The organism is Rhodospirillaceae bacterium (assembly GCA_002728255.1).
Lineage (GTDB): Bacteria > Pseudomonadota > Alphaproteobacteria > UBA7887 > UBA7887.
Window position 1 is genome coordinate 1 of sequence record PBWV01000033.1, and the last position, 17,679, is coordinate 17,679.

12 protein-coding genes are annotated in these 17,679 nt (G+C 46.2%); 5 read left to right on the forward strand and 7 right to left on the reverse strand.

Annotation, left to right across the window (positions count from 1 at the left end; all coding sequences use genetic code 11):
- Nucleotides 1-927 (forward strand): cobalamin biosynthesis protein CobT (locus CMM32_08515; protein ID MBT06939.1); only part of this gene is annotated, 927 nt, incomplete at its 5' end.
- Nucleotides 928-966: 39 nt separating this feature from the next.
- Here the strand turns inward: CMM32_08515 and CMM32_08520 are convergent.
- The 3 genes from CMM32_08520 to CMM32_08530 all read right to left on the reverse strand — a co-directional run bounded on the left by CMM32_08520 (nucleotide 967) and on the right by CMM32_08530 (nucleotide 5,124).
- Entirely contained in the window at nucleotides 967-1,881 is a 915-nt protein-coding gene (locus CMM32_08520) for a hypothetical protein (protein MBT06940.1), read from the reverse strand.
- Nucleotides 1,882-1,989: 108 nt separating this feature from the next.
- On the reverse strand, nucleotides 1,990-3,951 hold the full coding sequence (locus CMM32_08525; GenBank protein MBT06941.1) for a hypothetical protein: 1,962 nt from the start codon (nucleotides 3,949-3,951) through the stop codon (nucleotides 1,990-1,992).
- 174 nt (nucleotides 3,952-4,125) lie between these two features.
- Entirely contained in the window at nucleotides 4,126-5,124 is a 999-nt protein-coding gene (locus tag CMM32_08530) for a glycosyl transferase (GenBank protein MBT06942.1), read from the reverse strand.
- Between the two features lie 61 nt (nucleotides 5,125-5,185).
- Between CMM32_08530 and CMM32_08535 the strand changes: the two genes are divergently transcribed.
- The 4 genes from CMM32_08535 (at nucleotide 5,186) to CMM32_08550 (ending at nucleotide 10,822) form a co-directional block, all read left to right on the forward strand.
- A complete protein-coding gene (locus tag CMM32_08535; protein ID MBT06943.1) occupies nucleotides 5,186-6,601 on the forward strand; it encodes a hypothetical protein in 1,416 nt (471 codons plus the stop codon).
- A gap of 218 nt (nucleotides 6,602-6,819) precedes the next feature.
- Nucleotides 6,820-8,547, forward strand: a complete 1,728-nt coding sequence (locus tag CMM32_08540) for a hypothetical protein (GenBank protein ID MBT06944.1) — start codon at nucleotides 6,820-6,822, stop codon at nucleotides 8,545-8,547.
- Nucleotides 8,548-8,636: 89 nt separating this feature from the next.
- A complete protein-coding gene (locus CMM32_08545) occupies nucleotides 8,637-9,101 on the forward strand; it encodes a chemotaxis protein (GenBank protein ID MBT06945.1) in 465 nt (154 codons plus the stop codon).
- 50 nt (nucleotides 9,102-9,151) lie between these two features.
- Nucleotides 9,152-10,822 carry a cyclohexanone monooxygenase gene (locus CMM32_08550; GenBank protein ID MBT06946.1) on the forward strand — a complete coding sequence of 557 codons (1,671 nt, stop codon included), beginning with the start codon at nucleotides 9,152-9,154 and terminating at the stop codon, nucleotides 10,820-10,822.
- A gap of 154 nt (nucleotides 10,823-10,976) precedes the next feature.
- On the opposite strand, the gene CMM32_08555 is transcribed toward CMM32_08550, so the two are convergent.
- From CMM32_08555 to CMM32_08570, 4 genes are all read right to left on the reverse strand, one after another.
- A complete protein-coding gene (locus CMM32_08555; protein ID MBT06947.1) occupies nucleotides 10,977-12,392 on the reverse strand; it encodes a hypothetical protein in 1,416 nt (471 codons plus the stop codon).
- A complete protein-coding gene (locus CMM32_08560; GenBank protein MBT06948.1) occupies nucleotides 12,389-14,149 on the reverse strand; it encodes a hypothetical protein in 1,761 nt (586 codons plus the stop codon). The genes CMM32_08555 and CMM32_08560 overlap by 4 nt, the downstream gene beginning before the upstream one ends.
- A complete protein-coding gene (locus tag CMM32_08565; protein MBT06949.1) occupies nucleotides 14,142-16,322 on the reverse strand; it encodes a hypothetical protein in 2,181 nt (726 codons plus the stop codon). The genes CMM32_08560 and CMM32_08565 overlap by 8 nt, the downstream gene beginning before the upstream one ends.
- 92 nt (nucleotides 16,323-16,414) lie before the next feature.
- Nucleotides 16,415-17,677, reverse strand: coding sequence for a hypothetical protein (locus CMM32_08570; GenBank protein MBT06950.1), 1,263 nt, complete (start codon nucleotides 17,675-17,677; stop codon nucleotides 16,415-16,417).
- Nucleotides 17,678-17,679: the final 2 nt, after the last annotated feature.

A 17,679-nucleotide genomic window follows, 5' to 3' on the forward strand; every position in this document is an offset into this window, starting at 1 on the left:
TCATGGGGCTTGGTTGTACTCGTTTCCGTTGAGGCTGAATCTGAGGCACTCGAAGAAAAAAGCATTCCCACTTTGATCGCGGATGCCGAGCGAGGTGATGTGGAATCTCAGTGGCTTCTTGGTTACCTGTATAAAGAGGGAGTTAAGGTGGAGGAGGATGTAGAGAAGTCTCTCCGTTGGACGAAACTTGCAGCGGAAGCCGGCCATCCCAGAGCCCAATACAACATGGCTGCCTTTTACATGGAGGGGGAGACGGTTGCTAAAGACATAACAGAATCTTTGCGCTGGCTTCGGCTTTCTGCCCAGAATGGTCTGGCGGAAGCAATGGATGCTCTAGGTTATATTTATGACATAGGTGATGTCGTCGAAGAAGATGATCTGGAAGCCGTGAAGTGGTATGAGGCTGCTGCACAACTTGGGCTCCCTGAGGCCCAAGCTCACTTGGCCGATATGTATTTTTTTGGGGAAGGCGTCGAAGAGGATGTAGAGACGGCGTTTCTATTGAACAAACTTGCTGCAGAACAGGGGCTCGCGGGAGCCCAATATCATCTTGGGGTCATGTATGCCAACGGAAGGGGTGTGAAGGAGGATAATATTAAGGCAGCAAGATGGTACCTGGCAGCCGCAGAACAGGGACATGCCGGGGCTCAGTGTCTTCTTGGCTTCATGTACAGAATTGGTGAAGGTGTGGCAGAAGATGATGAGGAAGCAATAAAATGGTTTCGTAAGGCAGCGGAACAAGGGGACGCAGAGGCCCAATATCGACTTTCTCTGATGATTATCGAGAAAGCTGACACCGAGGTAATGCAAAGATTAAGTATCTTTTGGATGAAACAGGCGGCGGAGAACGGTAATGCTGAGGCAAGAGAACTCATGGAGGAAAACAAAAATTCGCCAAAGCAGACAAAGCTATTAGAGGACACATGATGAGTTGAGGCCTATTGCTTGTTTCACATACTTAATTTCTCAAATTTCAATGCGTGTTCGACCCACAACGGCGGTATCGGTCACTCGGAACCGCTCGATCGCGTTATCAGCTTCCATCATTTCTGTGGTCCCAAGTACACCGGGGCCGGTTCCAGCCGTGCCATTCAAAACATCGTTGGGATGTTTTTGATCAACCATGCCTAAATTTACCGTGGCAAGGTCGTAGCCCATGAGGCGTTGGATGTCCTGAGGGTAAGTACGGACTTCTTCCATGGGAACTGCTAAGTACTGGTTTTCTTCTTGGCGCAACCAACCTAGCGAATAATGGAGCGCAACTCCGCAACGCGGGCCATTGGAGCGGTTGGCACCTCCACCGTGTATTAGGCTTCCTGTATAAATTAAAACGGACCCAGCATTCATCTCAGCCTGCACGATCTCTGAATCAGTGGGTTGCCGCCCATCGGCCCAGAGATGGCTCCCTGGCACTATTCGAGTGGCTCCATTTTCCAGAGTGAAATCGGTTGCGGCCCACATGGTGGCCAATGTAAGTGGTGGCGCTGGATTTTGGATGGGGTAGAAGCCAGTGTCACGATGCATCGTCTGGGCAGTTTCCCCAGGGGTCAGATGCATGGCGCCAGTAAAGTTGACCTGATACTGGACACAGTAGGGTCCAAGAACACGGTCCGCAGTGTCAAGTATAAGTCGATGTGTTAATAGATCTTGGGTTAGAGGACATCGACTCAGAAGAGCGCCAAAACGCTTTGTTTTATCGCCAAAGAATGGATCAGGATCACCGAGGTTTGCTGCCTTAAGGTGCGGCGCGAGTTGATCTGAAAGCGCAGAAATTGTTGACTTTTCGAGGACATCCCGAACAATTGCATACCCGTGATCACTTATGGAGTCTGCAACTTGGTCTGATGAAATATGTGCGTCAAAGGTCTGAAGACCAGTCATTTAATTATCCCTCCCATTACCCAACTAATATTATATTACTCTGCAAATGACAGCGGGCAAGGACTTCGATTCTCTTGCCGTCCCCATTGCTTCAACTCTCTAGATGAACTATTGCTTAGAAGCACCCCTGACCCCAAGGCCAAGAATAGCATAAATATGGTCTTCGAAAGTTTTGGTAATCACTTTCTCGCAGGTACTGAACATCCTTTGCATGCAGCTATCAGCTGCACTATTAACCTTTGATAATTCAAGGCATTGTTTGGGTGCCATATCGGTAGGGCACCGTGTGCCGTGAGTATCAACACTTATGGATCTATCGTCACCCATTCTCATGAAGGGCTTGAAGCGGTACGGTGTGGTTGGAGTGCATCTGCAACTTTCTCCCATAGTCTGCGGCACATGTACTATCGAATAGCGACTATCCTTGATGAATCGGGGCGGAGCCAAGAATATGTGTGTGACAGGGTACAGTTCCTCAATAGCTATGGTAGCGTTGAGTGGAAGTATATCGTCATTGATTGCCATATTTATTAGTGAAGGGAATCCGATAAAAACAGGGGCGCTGCCCCATTCTATTCCCGCGCGTGTAGGATCTGGTTTTAATGTGTCGTTAGTAGCTTTTACCATGTTTGGCCCCACCAGAACGAGTGCAGATAAAGTAAGAAACAGAGTCGCTCTTTGGCCAAAAGCTAAAGCAGTGATTAATAGGCCAGAGGAGAGGAAAACTATGTAAGGCATGGCAAAGCGATAGAGTCCTGAATATGAGGAGCTTTGACTATCAGTGAAAAAAAATAAAAAAATGAAGGTGCTAGTGGCAAGATTTGCTACAGCAACTCCTCTAAAATACCTATTGAAGCACATGCCCAACAGTAAAATTGCGGCTCCAACAATAAATCCTCCCGAAAAACCTCCAACAGAGTCGTAAATATTCCCGAAGTATATTGAGAAGTTATCGAGGGAATACCAATTTCCACGAAGCTCAAAGCCCCTTTGAGAGTTAGTAATTACCTGACTCGGAGAGTGATATCGCAAGTAAAGATACGAGAGAAATGGTAAGCCTGCGATAAATGCTGCGATATTTAATTCCCAAAATTTTCTGAAGTTTTGCCATGGTCTGCCAATCATCCAAATGGCGGGGATAGCAAGAATAAATGGTTCTTTTATGCAGGCCGCTAGGCCCATAAAAAACAGGGCCCCCGTAGCACCGTCGGCACGATAGCGAATGATCAACTCGATGGATAACAAGGCGCAGATTATCGCCCAAGGCTCGAGATATGATGAAGAAAAATAGTGAAGGCTTTCAGGCAACCAGAAAACAATCACTGCCCATGGAAAAACATCAATGGTCGGCCATTTTCGAAGGAAGATTGGGCGGAGCACAAACAGCCAAATCGCCGGAGCTAGCGCATTGCCAATTCTTGGCCCGTTCCAGAGGCGGTTCGTATCGAAAATGTAGACCAAGGTGTTGAAAGGTATATCCAAGAAATAGCCTGCTGACGGATACCTTAAGAATTCATATTCCCCGGTAATGCTTAAGAATGTGATAGTCCCAATCCAGATACTAATGACAAGCCAGCCACTGGCCGTCGTGTTTCTAAATTTCAGGATTAAAAAAGTTATCAGAATTAAAAATACTAAGAGCGTTGCCCGATTAAAAACGTGCAGATCGCCAAGTGATTTATTGGAGATATCTCCCATCCCTGGAGACATGGCCCAAAATGCGATAGTGCCGTAGGACATAGCCGTATGTGCCTGATGGTCGCCCCACAGTGGTAGGTCCTGATTGAAGGTACATAGAAAATATAAAATTATAGGAACGCTTATTACTAGGCCTATCGCTATGGAAGAGAAGCTTGGTCGTCCTAATGGGGAAGAGTTAGGAAAAATTTTACAGTTGGATAGCGGAGCGAAAATAATTGCAGTAGCTAATAGAAAATAAAGAAATAAAAATATGAGGGGAAGGGTATCAAAGTTAAATATTTGATGACTACAGGTGATCAGAAAAATTAAGGAAAAAAAATAGCTAGATTTTTTTCCGGAAAACTGCGGGAAAACCATATAATTTTTCATATGGGGGCTATTTTAGTGAAAAAATACCGATCCGTGTAGTCCATGATTAGGTTTGTTCTCCAACTCTACTTGTGTCGAAGATGTATCGCCACCTCCAGAGAAAGAATTATGAGTCAAATAGTTATAGGTGGGAGATTTTTGTATTTTACAAATACCGATTATCGAGATCCTCCTTTATACAGCATTATTATCCTTTTTCCTTAAATCACTCGAGGTAACGGGTCCATAACTCAGGTACCAAAGCCGCTTAGATTCATGTCTTCCCTTACTCACATTATCTAAGATTAAAGCGCAACTCAGCGCCATGAACCCAATGAGCATCATGCCTGTAGCCAATATAGCGGTTGGTAGGCGTGGCACGAGTCCTGTCTCCCAGAAGTTAATGACAAGAGGATAACCAAGGACTATCGAAACCAAACTAAAAATAGTTGCCCATATACTAAAAAATAGGAAAGGTCTGATTTCCACGAATAATAAAATGAGCGTGCGTAAAATACGAAGGCCATCCGGTATGGTGGACAATTTACTATGAGAGCCAACTGGACGCGGATGGTATATCACTGGGATTTCAGATACGGGAATTCGCAAGTTAGTGGCATGCACTGCCAACTCTAACTCAATTTCAAAACCCCGCGAAACAGCCGGGAATGATTTAACAAATCGGCGTGATAACACTCTAAACCCTGAAAATATATCCTGGAAGGTGCTCCCAAATAATAGGCTGGCCGCTTTGTTAAAGAACTTGTTTCCAAAAACGTGGTAAAGCGGAAAAGAGTCACCCTTTTCCGAATGTCGCTCGCCAACAAGGACATCGGTGCTTTCCTGTAACATCTTTTCTATGAAGACCTCTATGTCTGAAATATCATAAGTCATATCGCCATCAGAAAGGATGTAAATATCTGCTTCAATGTCTACGAACATTCGGCGTACTACGTTGCCTTTTCCACGCTTTTCTTCGTGGCGCACTACTGCCCCTGCTAATTCAGCATTCATAGCTGTTTTGTCTGTGGAGTCGTTGTCATAAACGTATATATTGGCCTCAGGTAATTTAGTTTGAAAAGATTCAATCACCGAGGCGATTGTTGTTTCCTCATTATAACAAGGCAACAAAACGGCAATATCAATGAATGGCCACCGCGAGCTTGATGTTTTTGTGTCAGATGAACTAGTCATTTGGGTTGCCGATTAGGACTACGAAGCAATAGGGAGAGAAATTATACACCTTAAGATGATTATGTCAGCCACGAGAAGTAATGTCACTATATGGGTCTTACTGTGTTCTTTGTTCACAGTAGCATTGTTCCCAGCTGCCAAGCCTGATCATTCTCCTGATCGTTACGATGCGCGTCAATATTTGGCTGCAGCGATCAACTTGCATGACAATGGTATTTTTTCTGAGGTTGACGGAAGTAACTCAGGGCCAGGGACAGGGCGGGAGCCAGCCTACGCTACTTTTCTGGCTGGGTTAATGTTCTTTGACACACAACTAGCATCCATCACTCTGGAGTGTTTGCGGTCCGCTGACGGATGCGGAGCTGAGCGGTATAGGTTTGCCATAATTTTGAATCGCGTTTTTGTCGCTTTGTCTGGAGCCCTAATATTTCTTTCGGTGTTTCGTTTAACGGACCACAGTCTGTTTCCATCTGCCATATCTGGTTTGTATATTTGGCTTAATTTTGAAAGCCAAAAATTTTCTAGCTATGTGATCTCTGACTCTCTGGCAATGTTTTTGTCGGCGATACTTATATGGTCAATTTTCCATGCAGGTCATCGCGATTCAGCCTTGTGGTGGGCGATTTCAGGATTCGTAATGGCTCTTTTGGTTCTAACTAAAGCCATTTTCCTGTACTTCGCTTTATTAGTGATACCACTTTTTTTGTTTTTAACTCTGACGTCGGATGATCGTCGGCGTACGTTTCGAAACGCTTTGATTTGTTTTTTGTGTTGCGCTGTGCCCGTGTCAGCGTGGATTGCTCGCAATGTCGCGGTGGATGATCTTTGGGGTGTCACGGAAGGGCGCGGTGAAATTACAGTAAGTGCACGGGAAATATACAACGATATGACTTTCACCGAATATTTTGCGGCGATGGTTTATTGGACCCGGATCAAGGGCGATGGTCTGGCTCACGTTCTTTTTTCTCAGGAAACCCTGGGAAAACTGAGACATGATACTTCAGATGGTTTTTTTCAGAGAGGTCATAAACGATTTAGTGAGTTGGTTGAGCGGAAAAAAACCGCTGAGAACATATCGTATGAGGCTGCTTCTAAGGAAGTATATGATCAGCTACTTGAGCGGGTATTGAAGAGACCAGTACGGCATTTTTTCACGACGGCCCTGTTGGCATATCGAGGGGTCTGGATTGATCAGTTTGCGCCCTTCGGTGTATTGGCATCATTCTTTATTATTATTTCCGCCGCCCGGCGGCGCAATTATGTGGTTTTGTTTGCACTTTTTCCCAGCGTGTTTGCCTTTATTTTTTACCCTTTGATTAGTCTCAATGTGCCAAGGTATCAAATGGTAACTATTCCAGCCTTTGCCTTAGCAAGCGGGATGTTTGCGGTAAGATTTAACCATAAGCTTATGGAAGTGAAGAAACGATGGTCCAGCAGGAATTTTCTCAAGAGAAAAGGCGAGCGAAATTCGATATGACAACGCTTGTCCGTAGCTTTGTGAGACTCGGCTATCATGAAACCGGCCTTTCAGAAAGCCGTGACCACCTGATGAACTAGGGATTATTGTCAGGTCATAGCAAAATTAGCATCGATCTACCTCTTGCAGTAACCCAAATTAGTGTTGCTTTAATTACTTGGTATATTCCTATAATTCGAACGAGCAGGATTGTGAGAGGTTTCTGGGAGGGGTATGTCATGTGGTCTTTGTGTAGGCGCAATTTATTAGTTTGTGGACTAGTTTTCTGTTTGACGGTGACGGGAATAGGATTGGTACAGGCCGAACCCGAAAGGGGCGACCCCCAGTACGGCGGAACCATTAATATTGCAACCCGTGTAGCCCAGCTAAATGCCCTAACTTGGAACCAGTACAAATGGCTGTGGAAAGTTAACCACGATGGGCTTTTTTTAGATTTTTTAGTAATGGGAGACCTAGAATTTGGTCCTCGTGGCACAGGGGAAACCAATTTTCACGCGCCAGATTGGATTCGGGAGAAGCACTATAGAGGAGCAATGGCGGAAAGCTGGTCTGTCGAAGAGGACCCTCTGCGACTGGTTTTTAATATACGGCCAGGAATGTATTGGCCTGAAAAAGAAAACGTCATGGAAAGAAGAGAGATTGTCGCTGAAGACATTGCCTTCAATTTCAACCACATGGCAACTAGTCCACGAAAGATACCGACGTGGTGGGAGTTCATTCGCGAATGGAAGGCGGAAGGGAAGTACAAAGCAGTTGCCTACCTGAACGAGTGGAATGCGAACTTAGGCTATAGATTGTTGTGGGGCTACCACAGCACCATTTCTCCTCCGGAGGTTTTGAAAATGAACGATGGGGAAGGATCGGATGACTGGAGAATGCAAACAGGTTCCGGGCCGTACAAACTCGTCGATGTTCGCCTGGATGATGTCCAGGTGTACGAACGAAACGCCGAGTATTGGGATAAAGAGGTTATAAACGGCGTTGCTTATGATTTACCATATAATGACGGGATTGTGTATAATATCATCCCTGACGAATCAGCGCAGATTGCAGCTCTTCGGACCTGTAAGATCGATGTTTTGGAACAGTTCCGATGGCAGTTTGCTGAGGAACTCCGAAGGTCTGCCCCAGAATTAATTATCCAAAAACGTCTCCGTCAGGTTCAGACCTTTGTCGCCCTTCGCAACGATCAACCACCTTTCGACGATATCCGAGTAAGGAGGGCTATGAACTTAGCCATCGATCAGCAGGAGATTGTGCAAACCCTGTTGAACGGAGATGGGGTAGCCTTGGACCACCCGTTTTCTGTGGAGTGGGAAGGCTATTATACCGCCCTGGAAGACCTCCCGCCCCAAGCCAGGGAATTATTCGAATACCATCCGGAAAAAGCTAAAGAATTGCTTGCTGAGGCGGGTTACCCAGACGGGTTTGAATTTGAAATCACCTTCGGTACACACAGTCCTTACCACTTGGACCTTATGGCAATGTTGGAGGCGTACTATCAGCGGATCGGTGTGAAAGTCATAGCCCGTGCCTTCGACTATCCAACGTTTTTAGCCAAGATGCGGGCATCCGATCAAACGGCTGGGTATCTGATGGACATTACGGGCAGTACTCCGTTCTCTGCAATTCGCAAGAGCTTCATTACGGATCAGACATGGAATCCGGCATTCCATTCGGACGAATGGTTGGACCAAACCTATTTTGAAGCCCTGGGGCTGCGTGACAAGGACAAGAGAGATACAATGCTTCGGGATATGAACCACTACCTACTAAGTGAGCGCGTTCCCGTCGTGTGGCTGCCTTCCAATATGGTCTATGCTGCCTGGTGGCCATATGTAAAAAACTACTGGGGTGAAATGGCAGTTGGTGCGCAAAGTTCTGGTCCTATCTATGCAAGGATGTGGATAGATCAGGAGTTAAAGCAAAGACTGGGCTGTGACTAGGACCAAAGAGCTTTATTCCAGCAGGTTCTCATCGACAACAAATATTTGCTAGAATGACCAAGCAAGCAGGAGGTTAACAAGGGGGAGTGATGCGAACTTTAAAAATATTTGTTTCGGCTATGCTTTGTTCTGGTTTTTTCAATGTGGCTGCATTTGCTGATGAATTTGGGACGGAGGAAGAAGCAAAGGCTTTGTTGCAACGGGCCATCGCCATTCTTCAGGTAGATAAATCTAGAGCCATGGAGATGTTTACTTCGGGGGACGGGGGGCTCATCCAGAAGGATTTGTACGTTTTTTGTTTTTCTCGTGATGGCACCGTCACGGCTCATCCTGGTTCCGTGGGCGTTAACCTTTTTGAGAATGGGGCTACGGATCTGAAAGGAAACCCTCTCGGAAAAACCTTGTGGAATGCCGCCCAACCTGGTGGATCCGGGGAGGTGACATATAACACATGGAGAGCGACGACAGGTTCGCCCGAAGAGTTTAAGAAAACCACTTTTGTGAGACGGATTATGGGCCAAGTGTGCGGAGTGGGTTACTATCCGAGAACCTGATTCTTAGGTGCTGGGCGGGGTAAATCTCGGAAAGAAGGTGGAATATACCAATGAATCTTAACGCAAGGCCTGACGGCGGTGCGGAAAATAAAAGTCGCTTGGATTACGACGCCATTATAATTGGTGCGGGTGTTGCAGGGCTCTATCAATTATACAGTCTACGCAGACTTGGGTTAAAGGCTCGTACATTCGAAGCGGGAAGTGGTGTTGGTGGCACATGGTACTGGAATCGTTATCCTGGCGCGCGGTTTGACTCAGAGAGTTGGACCTATGGCTATTCGTTTTCCCAAGAATTGCTAGATGAGTGGGATTGGAAAGAAAATTTTTCTTCCCAGCCAGAAAATGAACGCTATCTCAATTTCGTAGCAGATAAGTTTGAGTTGCGTGAACACATTCAATTTAACTCCACCGTAGTTTCTGCACATTACCATGATGATACACACAGTTGGGAGGTAACTCTTGATAACGGTTCTCAATATGTTGCTCGCTTCTTAATTACGGCGATCGGAATTCTTTCGGCCCCAACCATGCCTACCATTCCTGGTATATCCTCCTTTAAGGGGGAATCCTTTCACACATATCATTGGCCGAAAAAAGAGGTCGACTTTACAGGAAAGAGGGTTGGCGTCATCGGCACTGGCGCAACTGCTGTGCAGGCAGTTCAGGAAATTGCAAAGAACGTAGGTCACTTATCTATTTTCCAGCGTAACCCAAACTGGTGCGCTCCGTTGAAAAATAGTAAAATTTCTGAAGAAGAAATGCGCAGTATTCGCTCCCGTTATTCGGAGATTTTTGCACGTTGTCACGAAACACCCGGTTGCTACATTCACTCCGCCGATCCTCGTAAAACCCTTGAAACGCCGCCAGATCAGCGCCTTGAGTTCTGGGAGGAACTTTATGAGAGCCCAGGCTTTGGAATTTGGCAAGGGAACTTTGCTGATATGCTCACTGACCGTGAGGCAAATAGGCTGGCGAGCGATTTTATCGCGAATAAAATACGCCAGCGGGTCAACGACCCAGCTGTTGCGGAAAAATTGATCCCAAAGAACCATGGCTTTGGGACCCGTCGGGTGCCATTAGAGACCCATTACTATGAAGTGTTTAATCAAGAAAATGTGGAACTAGTGGATATTAATGAAACTCCTATCCAGACGATCACAGCCGACGGAATAAGGACGAGCGATAAGGAGTATGAGTATGACATTATTATTTACGCTACTGGGTTTGATGCGATCACAGGTTCTTTTGACAGAATAGATATTCGAGGCATCGAAGATGTGAAGCTTAAAGATATTTGGCATGACGGGCCACAAACCTATTTGGGAATACTCGTTGAGGGATTTCCTAATATGCTCATGGCGATGGGGCCGCACTCTGGCCTGGGGAACTATACTCGGACTGCCGAATACAGCGTTGAATGGATAACGGGGCTCATTCAGTATGCAGGAGTACATGGTTTGACGCGGTTCACCACAACTAACCACGGGGTGAAGGAATGGACTGATTATGTGCTGGGTTTGGGTGAGGATCTATTGATGAATGAAGTTGGTTCCTGGATGACTGGCGTTAATAAAAATGTCAAAGGGAAGCAGGCTCCTCGGATTATGCGTTATAGCGGCGGGCATCCTGCCTTTCGAAAGCACTGTGATGCCATAGCTGCAGATGGTTACCAATCGCTTGTTTGGTCCAGGTTGAGGGATACGTACATCAGTGGAAGTTAGAAAGTTTGTGTTTTCCTACCTTTTCCCAGGCAGTGACTAAAATTACAGACTTTATTGTCGCTGTTGTGGGTGATAATCTAGCTGCGCTTCTTCCGCATCCATGAGTTAATTTTGTTCAATTAATGGTTAAATAATTACCCAAGGCACAGAAAAGTTAATGTATGTGTGCAGCGAAGAGCTCTTCATCTAAGAGGCCGCACTCAAAAAGAAGGTCAAAATGAGTCTGGGCTTCATCAAATATAGCCAAGACGAGACTAGATTCGGCACGAATATACTCATTCTCAGCGTCTAGTAAGTTTAATGTGGTTCGTGTGCCGACCTCTACCTCTCGTTGGACGCCAACTAACGCCGTTTTATTGGCTTCTACCGATTCCATAAGCGAAGATATTTGGCTACCTACTTGGATCAAGGTGTTCCACAAGGATAGCAACTTTTGATTAAGCTCCAGTTTTATTTGTCTTTCATTCTCAATAGAAATTTGCACTTGTAATTTTGCGCTGTCCAGATTCGACCGCGAAATTCCTGCGTCATAGAGTGGTACAGAAAGTACTCCTTCTAAGCTTATATTTCTCGACGTATCGACACTCTGGGATGGATTGCGGGAGCCGGATACAGATGCTTCTACGGAGATCTTTGGTAGACGGGTTGATCGTTGTTCAAAAATTGTATGTCTAGCTAATTCTTGCTGGAGTCGCGCAATTTTCATGTCAGAGTTGGCGGAATAGGAGATGGTGCGTGCTTCTTCGAGACTAATCGGGGTTGGATACCTTGCAACTTTTTCTCTAGACCATGAAATTTGGCTCCTAGTTTCTAAGGGGCCAATTATTTTTCTGTATTTGGCGAGAGAATTTTCGACAGCAATTTCAGCTCCAATAGTTCTTGAAACAGCATTCTGTAGGCGTGCCTGAGCTTGGGATAAATCAGTTCGAGTAACTTCACGGAGAGCGAAGCGTTTTTGGGCGGCCAGGAATTGTTTTTGCAAATTATATTCATTGGTTTCTGCAACTGTAAGTAGATGGGAATCCCGCCATAGCGCTAAATAGGCCTCTATAGACTCTTTTATTACTGTCTGAGTTGCCTTTCTAAGTTGCTCTTCTGATATTTGCTTCTGAATTTCTGTTTTTTTGATGGCTGACTTGGTTTCTCCAAAATCTAATACATGTTGGGAGAGTGAGACTGTTGCGGAGAGAGGAGTAAAAGTATCGGTGCTAGAGTTAGAAGTTGGTGTGTTGGTAGTACTCTGTTTTGCCCCACCCCTTATGTTTAATCTTACGTCGGGTTTCCAAGCAGATTGTGCCCTGGACACCCCCTCTTGGGCCTGAAGTACTCCAAGTTTACTGCTATTCAACTGAGGATTGCTAGACAATGCTTTGATGACAGCGCTGTCCAAGGAATCGGAATGAGCCTGGGTTATCAGGCCAGAGAAATATATCGTAGCTAAAACGCTTAATAATAAAGTCAGTTCTTTGAGGGGCGGTTTTGGAGCTGAATTTTTAAGCCCACATGTTATCGCAACTAGTAGCATTAAACTCCAGGTCAAGCCCTTTCGAGGTTGGGAACTTATGCTCATGGCTCAGCGAAACTGCTGTCTAACGTGCGGAGAATGGGATATATAAAATAAGTTATCAGGCGTCTTTCTCCAACTTTAATCTTTCCCGAAACTTGCATGCCAGGGATCAGCCGAAAGTTGGGTGGTGTATCTCGAAGTCTGATCTCTTCAATCTCTGCAAGAGCACGATATACATTTTCTTCTTCACCATCTAGATTCTGGGTGACTGTATCTGCGGAGAGATAGGTTAGCCGAGCAACCAGGTCACCGAATTTTTGGGCAGGAAGGGCTTCTAATTGGATTACGATTTCTGACCCTGGAACCAATTTGCTAATGTCTTTTGGGGATACATCAAATTCTACGGCGAGGTCTTCCCCTGTTGGTACCATTGTAACGAGCACTGATCCCTCAGTGAATACTGCGCCGGGGTAGATTTTATGTAGCTCTAGTATTAGTCCATCTAATGGGGCCGTAAGTGTTACGTCAACGGATTCCCTCTCAATTTTAATAACTTCTTGGGTGAGGATACCTCTCTCCTCCTCAAGAGAGGACAATTCCTGGCTTATCGATGCATACCACTGGCTTATATACTCTTGTTTGTTTGCCACGGCAGAAGATTGGGTTGATTGGAGTTCTAACAACTTGCTAGTAAGTCGCTGGAAGTCCCTTTCTACGGACAGTCTTTTGCTTTTTGATTCCAGTAATTGGGTGTTCGAGATCAGTTCATCTTGGTACAGCTCCAGTTTTGCTTCCTCCAATTCCTTTTCAATAGCTAACTGTTGGTTCACTAGTTGAATGTCTTGCTTGGTGGAGTTTATTTCTTTCGATATTCGTTCAATATTGGTATCCAGAGAGGTGATTTTGGCATGAAATTGGGAGGACCGATCATTAAAGAGGTCGCGCTGCCTGCCAGGCGCAAGATCGTAATTAATAGCGCCATCCCGCAGAGCGAGCTCAAGCATGAGACGTTCTATCCTTTGCGATATAGTTGCGATTTTCCCGTCTAATTGCTGCAGATCTGCTTCTTGTAAAGTAGAGTCAAATACTACTAATGGCGTGCCTTTAGTCACTTGTTGGCCACGATTTACCAAGACTTCTTTCACAACAGAATTATAGTTAGCTTGGACGTCTATATTTGGTGTGGAAGTGGTTATCCTCCCATGTGCTGTTACCGTAGTATCAATAACGGAAATAATCGCCCACATTACTAGAAATACAAAGATGGATGTGAGAGCTAAGGTCGCTTGGGTCACGGGCCTCGGAATTTGCTTATTTCTTAAGCGATCAATTTCTGGGTCAAACTCCTCTAGAAAATCGCTTGTAGTCTGATCTCGTGTGTCGACCTTAGTTGGAGGAAGATTGGCTGCTTCAGTATTGAGTTCTTCCTCAGGGGAGCCGGAAAAAGCATCAACAGATAATGTTTCATTTGCCGATCTAACACTCTCAGCAAGCTGCTGCATGATTCCGAATGCTGCCTGGGGAGAGCTTTTCAGGTACTTTAGAAAGTCCTCTTTTCCTACCTCTCGGACGACAGCGTCCGTAGCAGCTCTAGCGATTGCACTTCTCGGCTGGTTGTCGATTAGGGCTAGTTCTCCAAACAGAGCTCCTGCTTTCAGCTCTCTAAGGGTTACGTATTCCTCTCCCGTAAAGCGGGATATTTCTATGACACCAGATTCTACCACGTAAGCTACATCACCAAGATCTCCCTCCTTAAAGAGTACGTCTCCAACTGCTAATGTTCGCAGTGGAACGCGAGCGTGGGAAGCAGTGTTAGGCATTTTTGGTACTTTCCTCTACCTGGTTGCCCATCCCTGGTGGGACATGTTTAGAAAACATAACCTGTTGTTGGGCCTCGTAAGTTGCCTTGAAAAATCCAGGCTCCTCCCTCAAATTCTGGATCGTTCCAGATTGAGCGACTTTCCCTTCCTCCACGACAAATATCTTATTTGCCAACTGCAAATGCCATAAGCGAGTTGCAATTAGAAGTATGGTCCTGCCAACGGATATATCTTGCAGTGTCTCTAAAAGATGAATTTCACTCTCCACATCGAATCCCGTGAAGGCGTCNTCAAGAATTAAAATACGNGGATTGCGCATNAAGGCTCTGGCTATAGCNAGNTTCTGTCGAGTGCCAGTCGANANATTGGCTGCGTTTTCTTCAAGTATAGTTTCGTAGCTNTGGGCCATATTNTCTATTTCANGGTGGACNCCAACTTTCTCTGCGGCCCATCGGACNCGCTCNATAGGGGCATTCGGCATTGGNCGNCGNAGGTTNTCTAAAATTGTGCCNTGGAAAAANTGGCTNTCNGAACCAACTAGNGAAATTTGAGAGCGAATATGGCTCAAGTCCATNAGNCNNAGGTCTGTGTTNTCNAGNAGTACAGCNCCTGANTGNGGCCNATAAAGTCCNTGGATTAATTTGGCGATTGTGCTTTTACCACANCCACTTTTTCCCGTTATTCCCACAATTTGCCGGGGTTCAATAGAGAGGTCTAAGTTTTGAAGAACTGGGGTATTTTCTTCATATTCGAAGCTGATGTTTTTCAATTCTATACCGCCGGTTAGCTGGGGTTTTTGTCCTGAACTTGAAGNTTCTCCNGTGGAATTTATTACCGATCCAACNATCTGAATGGCCTGTTTAAGTCGCGAGATTTCNGTGCCTAATGTCACNANNTGGATAATTGGCCTAGACATGCGGGATGCNAGCATATTAAAGGCGACTAGAATTCCAGCTGAGACCTCTCCCGCAAAAACTAAATGTACTCCCACAAATATCACTGCGGCAGTCATTAGCTGTTGAATAGTATTTTGTATATTTACTTGTGATGCAGCTCGTTGNTNTGTTTTNTCATTTGCCACTAAATAGGCGGCTTCTGTTTCTCTCCATTGGTCGCGGAGGGAGGGTTCTAGGGCCAAACCTTTTACATTTTCGATTCCATTTACTACTCCAGACAATAAGTCCTGCCTTTTTCGTTCAAGTTGTCCAGAATCTATCAGGGATTTTTTATACCGGTTTCCAGAAATTACGGTTGTTAGGGCGCCAGCTAGGGAAAATCCAAGCACAATAAAAAATAATAATGGGCTATAAAAAAATAAGATTGGAATAAAAACAAATAAGCTAATGCCGTCCAATAAAGTGGGCAGGATTTTTTGACTTATCGTAGTTTTTATTTGCCCCACCTGTTGTGGCAGGCGCTTTAAGACCGAAGAGTCACGATTAAACCTTTGCATTGGTAAGGNNAGGAGAGTGTCAAATGCTTTAACTGATAACTTGGCATCTATTTTTTGGCCCAGGAAATCAAGAATGTAGGTACGGATATAGCCAAGAAATCCGTTAATGATATAAGCAAACATAACGCCACAAGTAATAACATATAGGGTTGAGTAGGCTTCGTAATTAACAACTTTATCCAAAACGATCATGATAAAAACGGCTGGAACAAGGGCCAAGAGATTAACGAGCAATCCGACAACAATGACCTGCGCTAGAACCGCTTTATTGCGGACTAATTCGCCTATCAGCCATCCCCCAGAAAATTCACGTNCCTCATCAACAAACGCCAACTTTTTTTTCAGGAGTAGGACGTCGCCTCGCCATGATTTTGCAACTTCTTCAAAGTCAACTTTGTGTGCTCTAGAATCGCTCTTAGCAGGATCAATAGCTAAGAGGGTTCTTGAGCCATCTTCCTCNGTGGAATAGCGAAGGGCTATCAAGTACCGTCCATTCTGCAATTGCAGAAGTTGTTGCTTCTTGGAGATCAGCTTTGCAAGCTGCTGTTCGCTAACTTTACCAGGGCGTGCGCGAAGGCCAAACTGAGCTGCTAACGTTGCTAGTTCTTGCAGAGANAGTTCGCGATCGTCGACATCGTAGTGCTCTGGTATATCGTTTGCGCCCACGTTGACGCCAAATTGGCGACTAACTAGGATAAGTGCTCTTAGCCCACTTCGCATAAGTCCATCATCACGTCGTTATAAAGCTGCCAGGACCTTATAACTATCCTGAGGCCGGGTTTAGGGGTAATTTAACGAATTGTCCTAAGCTATTATGTTACGTCTTCTTCCTCGTGTGCGGGCTTGGTAGGCGGCACGTCCTTATGGTCATAGTCGTGGTCCGGTGTTTTGACCGGTGGAGGCATATCTCCCTTCGCGACCTCNTCCATAGATGCCGCCATTTTTTCCATGGCAGGGTCCAGAGGTGAGGATGGTTTNCCCGGCAGGTCATCCGCGGCTGCGATATCATCCATGGGGGGTATGTCCCCCTTAAATGGTCCATCTCCCTTAAATGGTCCATCTCCCTTAAATGGTCCACCGTCCGCATGGGTCCAGGCATCATCGCCCTTGCCAGNTGCTCCAGCAGGATCAAAAGGTGGCGGCATGTCGTCCTTGGTTGTCTTGTCCATCGGCCCTGAATCACTGCCTTTGCTAAATGCCCCTGGAGTTGGGCCATCTCCGGACTCTGGTGGAGCCGAAGGGGGTGGCGGGGGCGCTGCATCAGCAGCTTCTTCCTCCTCCGCNGCGGATTCTTCTTCCTCTTCAGTCGGAGTTTCTTCCTCTGCAGTAGTTTCTTCTTCGGTGGCGGCAGCGGCCTCCATANCCGTTTCTTCATCCATGTCCGTCTCGTCCATGTCTTCGACACCGACGGCTTCCATGAAAGCATCGCCTGCAGCTTCAAAGGCTTCTTCAGCAGTAGCGCCACCCGCAATGGCTGCATCAAAAGCGGCTTGAGTAACCTCCATTACCGCTTCAATCTGTTCGTCTGAGAAACCGTAGTCGCTGGCAGTAGTGGAAGCAGCTTCTCTCGCAGCTGCAAAAGCTTCCTCGGCAGTAGACCCATCGGCTAAAGCCGCTTCGAACGCAGCACTGGCGGCGGCACCAATCGCTTCGGTAATAGCAGCGTCATCACCATAAGCCTCCTCCGCAGCAGACCCTGCGGCTTCAAATGCCTCTTCCGCGGTTGCACCGTCCGCAATGGCGGCATCAAATGCTTCCTGGGCTGCAGCAATCACAGGCCCCGAAATTTCTTCCGACATTCCTAACTCACCAGCCGTGGCCGCCGCTGCCTCAGCCGCTGCAGCAAAGGCCTCTTCTGCAGTAGCTCCATCCGCTAGAGCAGCCTCAAAGGCAGCGCTGGCGGCTTCGCCAATTGCCTCAAGAGGGTTAACACCATCATCAGAGCCTTCCCCGTCCATAGCCATCTCTTCCTCTTCTGCAGCCGCTTCTTCTCCCGTTGCTGCAGCTCCTTCCATCTCAGAGTCTTCTTCCATCATGCCCATCTCGTCCATGTCTTCGACACCGACGGCTTCCATGA

Excerpts from the sequence above, each read along its gene's own strand:
- CMM32_08550 (MBT06946.1), top strand. The coding sequence starts at position 9,152 with ATGAATCTTAACGCAAGGCCTGACGGCGGTGCGGAAAATAAAAGTCGC.
- CMM32_08540 (MBT06944.1), top strand. The coding sequence starts at position 6,820 with ATGTGGTCTTTGTGTAGGCGCAATTTATTAGTTTGTGGACTAGTTTTC.
- CMM32_08535 (MBT06943.1), top strand. The coding sequence starts at position 5,186 with ATGTCAGCCACGAGAAGTAATGTCACTATATGGGTCTTACTGTGTTCT.
- CMM32_08555 (MBT06947.1), bottom strand. The coding sequence starts at position 12,392 with ATGAGCATAAGTTCCCAACCTCGAAAGGGCTTGACCTGGAGTTTAATG.
- CMM32_08545 (MBT06945.1), top strand. The coding sequence starts at position 8,637 with ATGCGAACTTTAAAAATATTTGTTTCGGCTATGCTTTGTTCTGGTTTT.
- CMM32_08560 (MBT06948.1), bottom strand. The coding sequence starts at position 14,149 with ATGCCTAACACTGCTTCCCACGCTCGCGTTCCACTGCGAACATTAGCA.
- CMM32_08530 (MBT06942.1), bottom strand. The coding sequence starts at position 5,124 with ATGACTAGTTCATCTGACACAAAAACATCAAGCTCGCGGTGGCCATTC.
- CMM32_08525 (MBT06941.1), bottom strand. The coding sequence starts at position 3,951 with ATGAAAAATTATATGGTTTTCCCGCAGTTTTCCGGAAAAAAATCTAGC.
- CMM32_08520 (MBT06940.1), bottom strand. The coding sequence starts at position 1,881 with ATGACTGGTCTTCAGACCTTTGACGCACATATTTCATCAGACCAAGTT.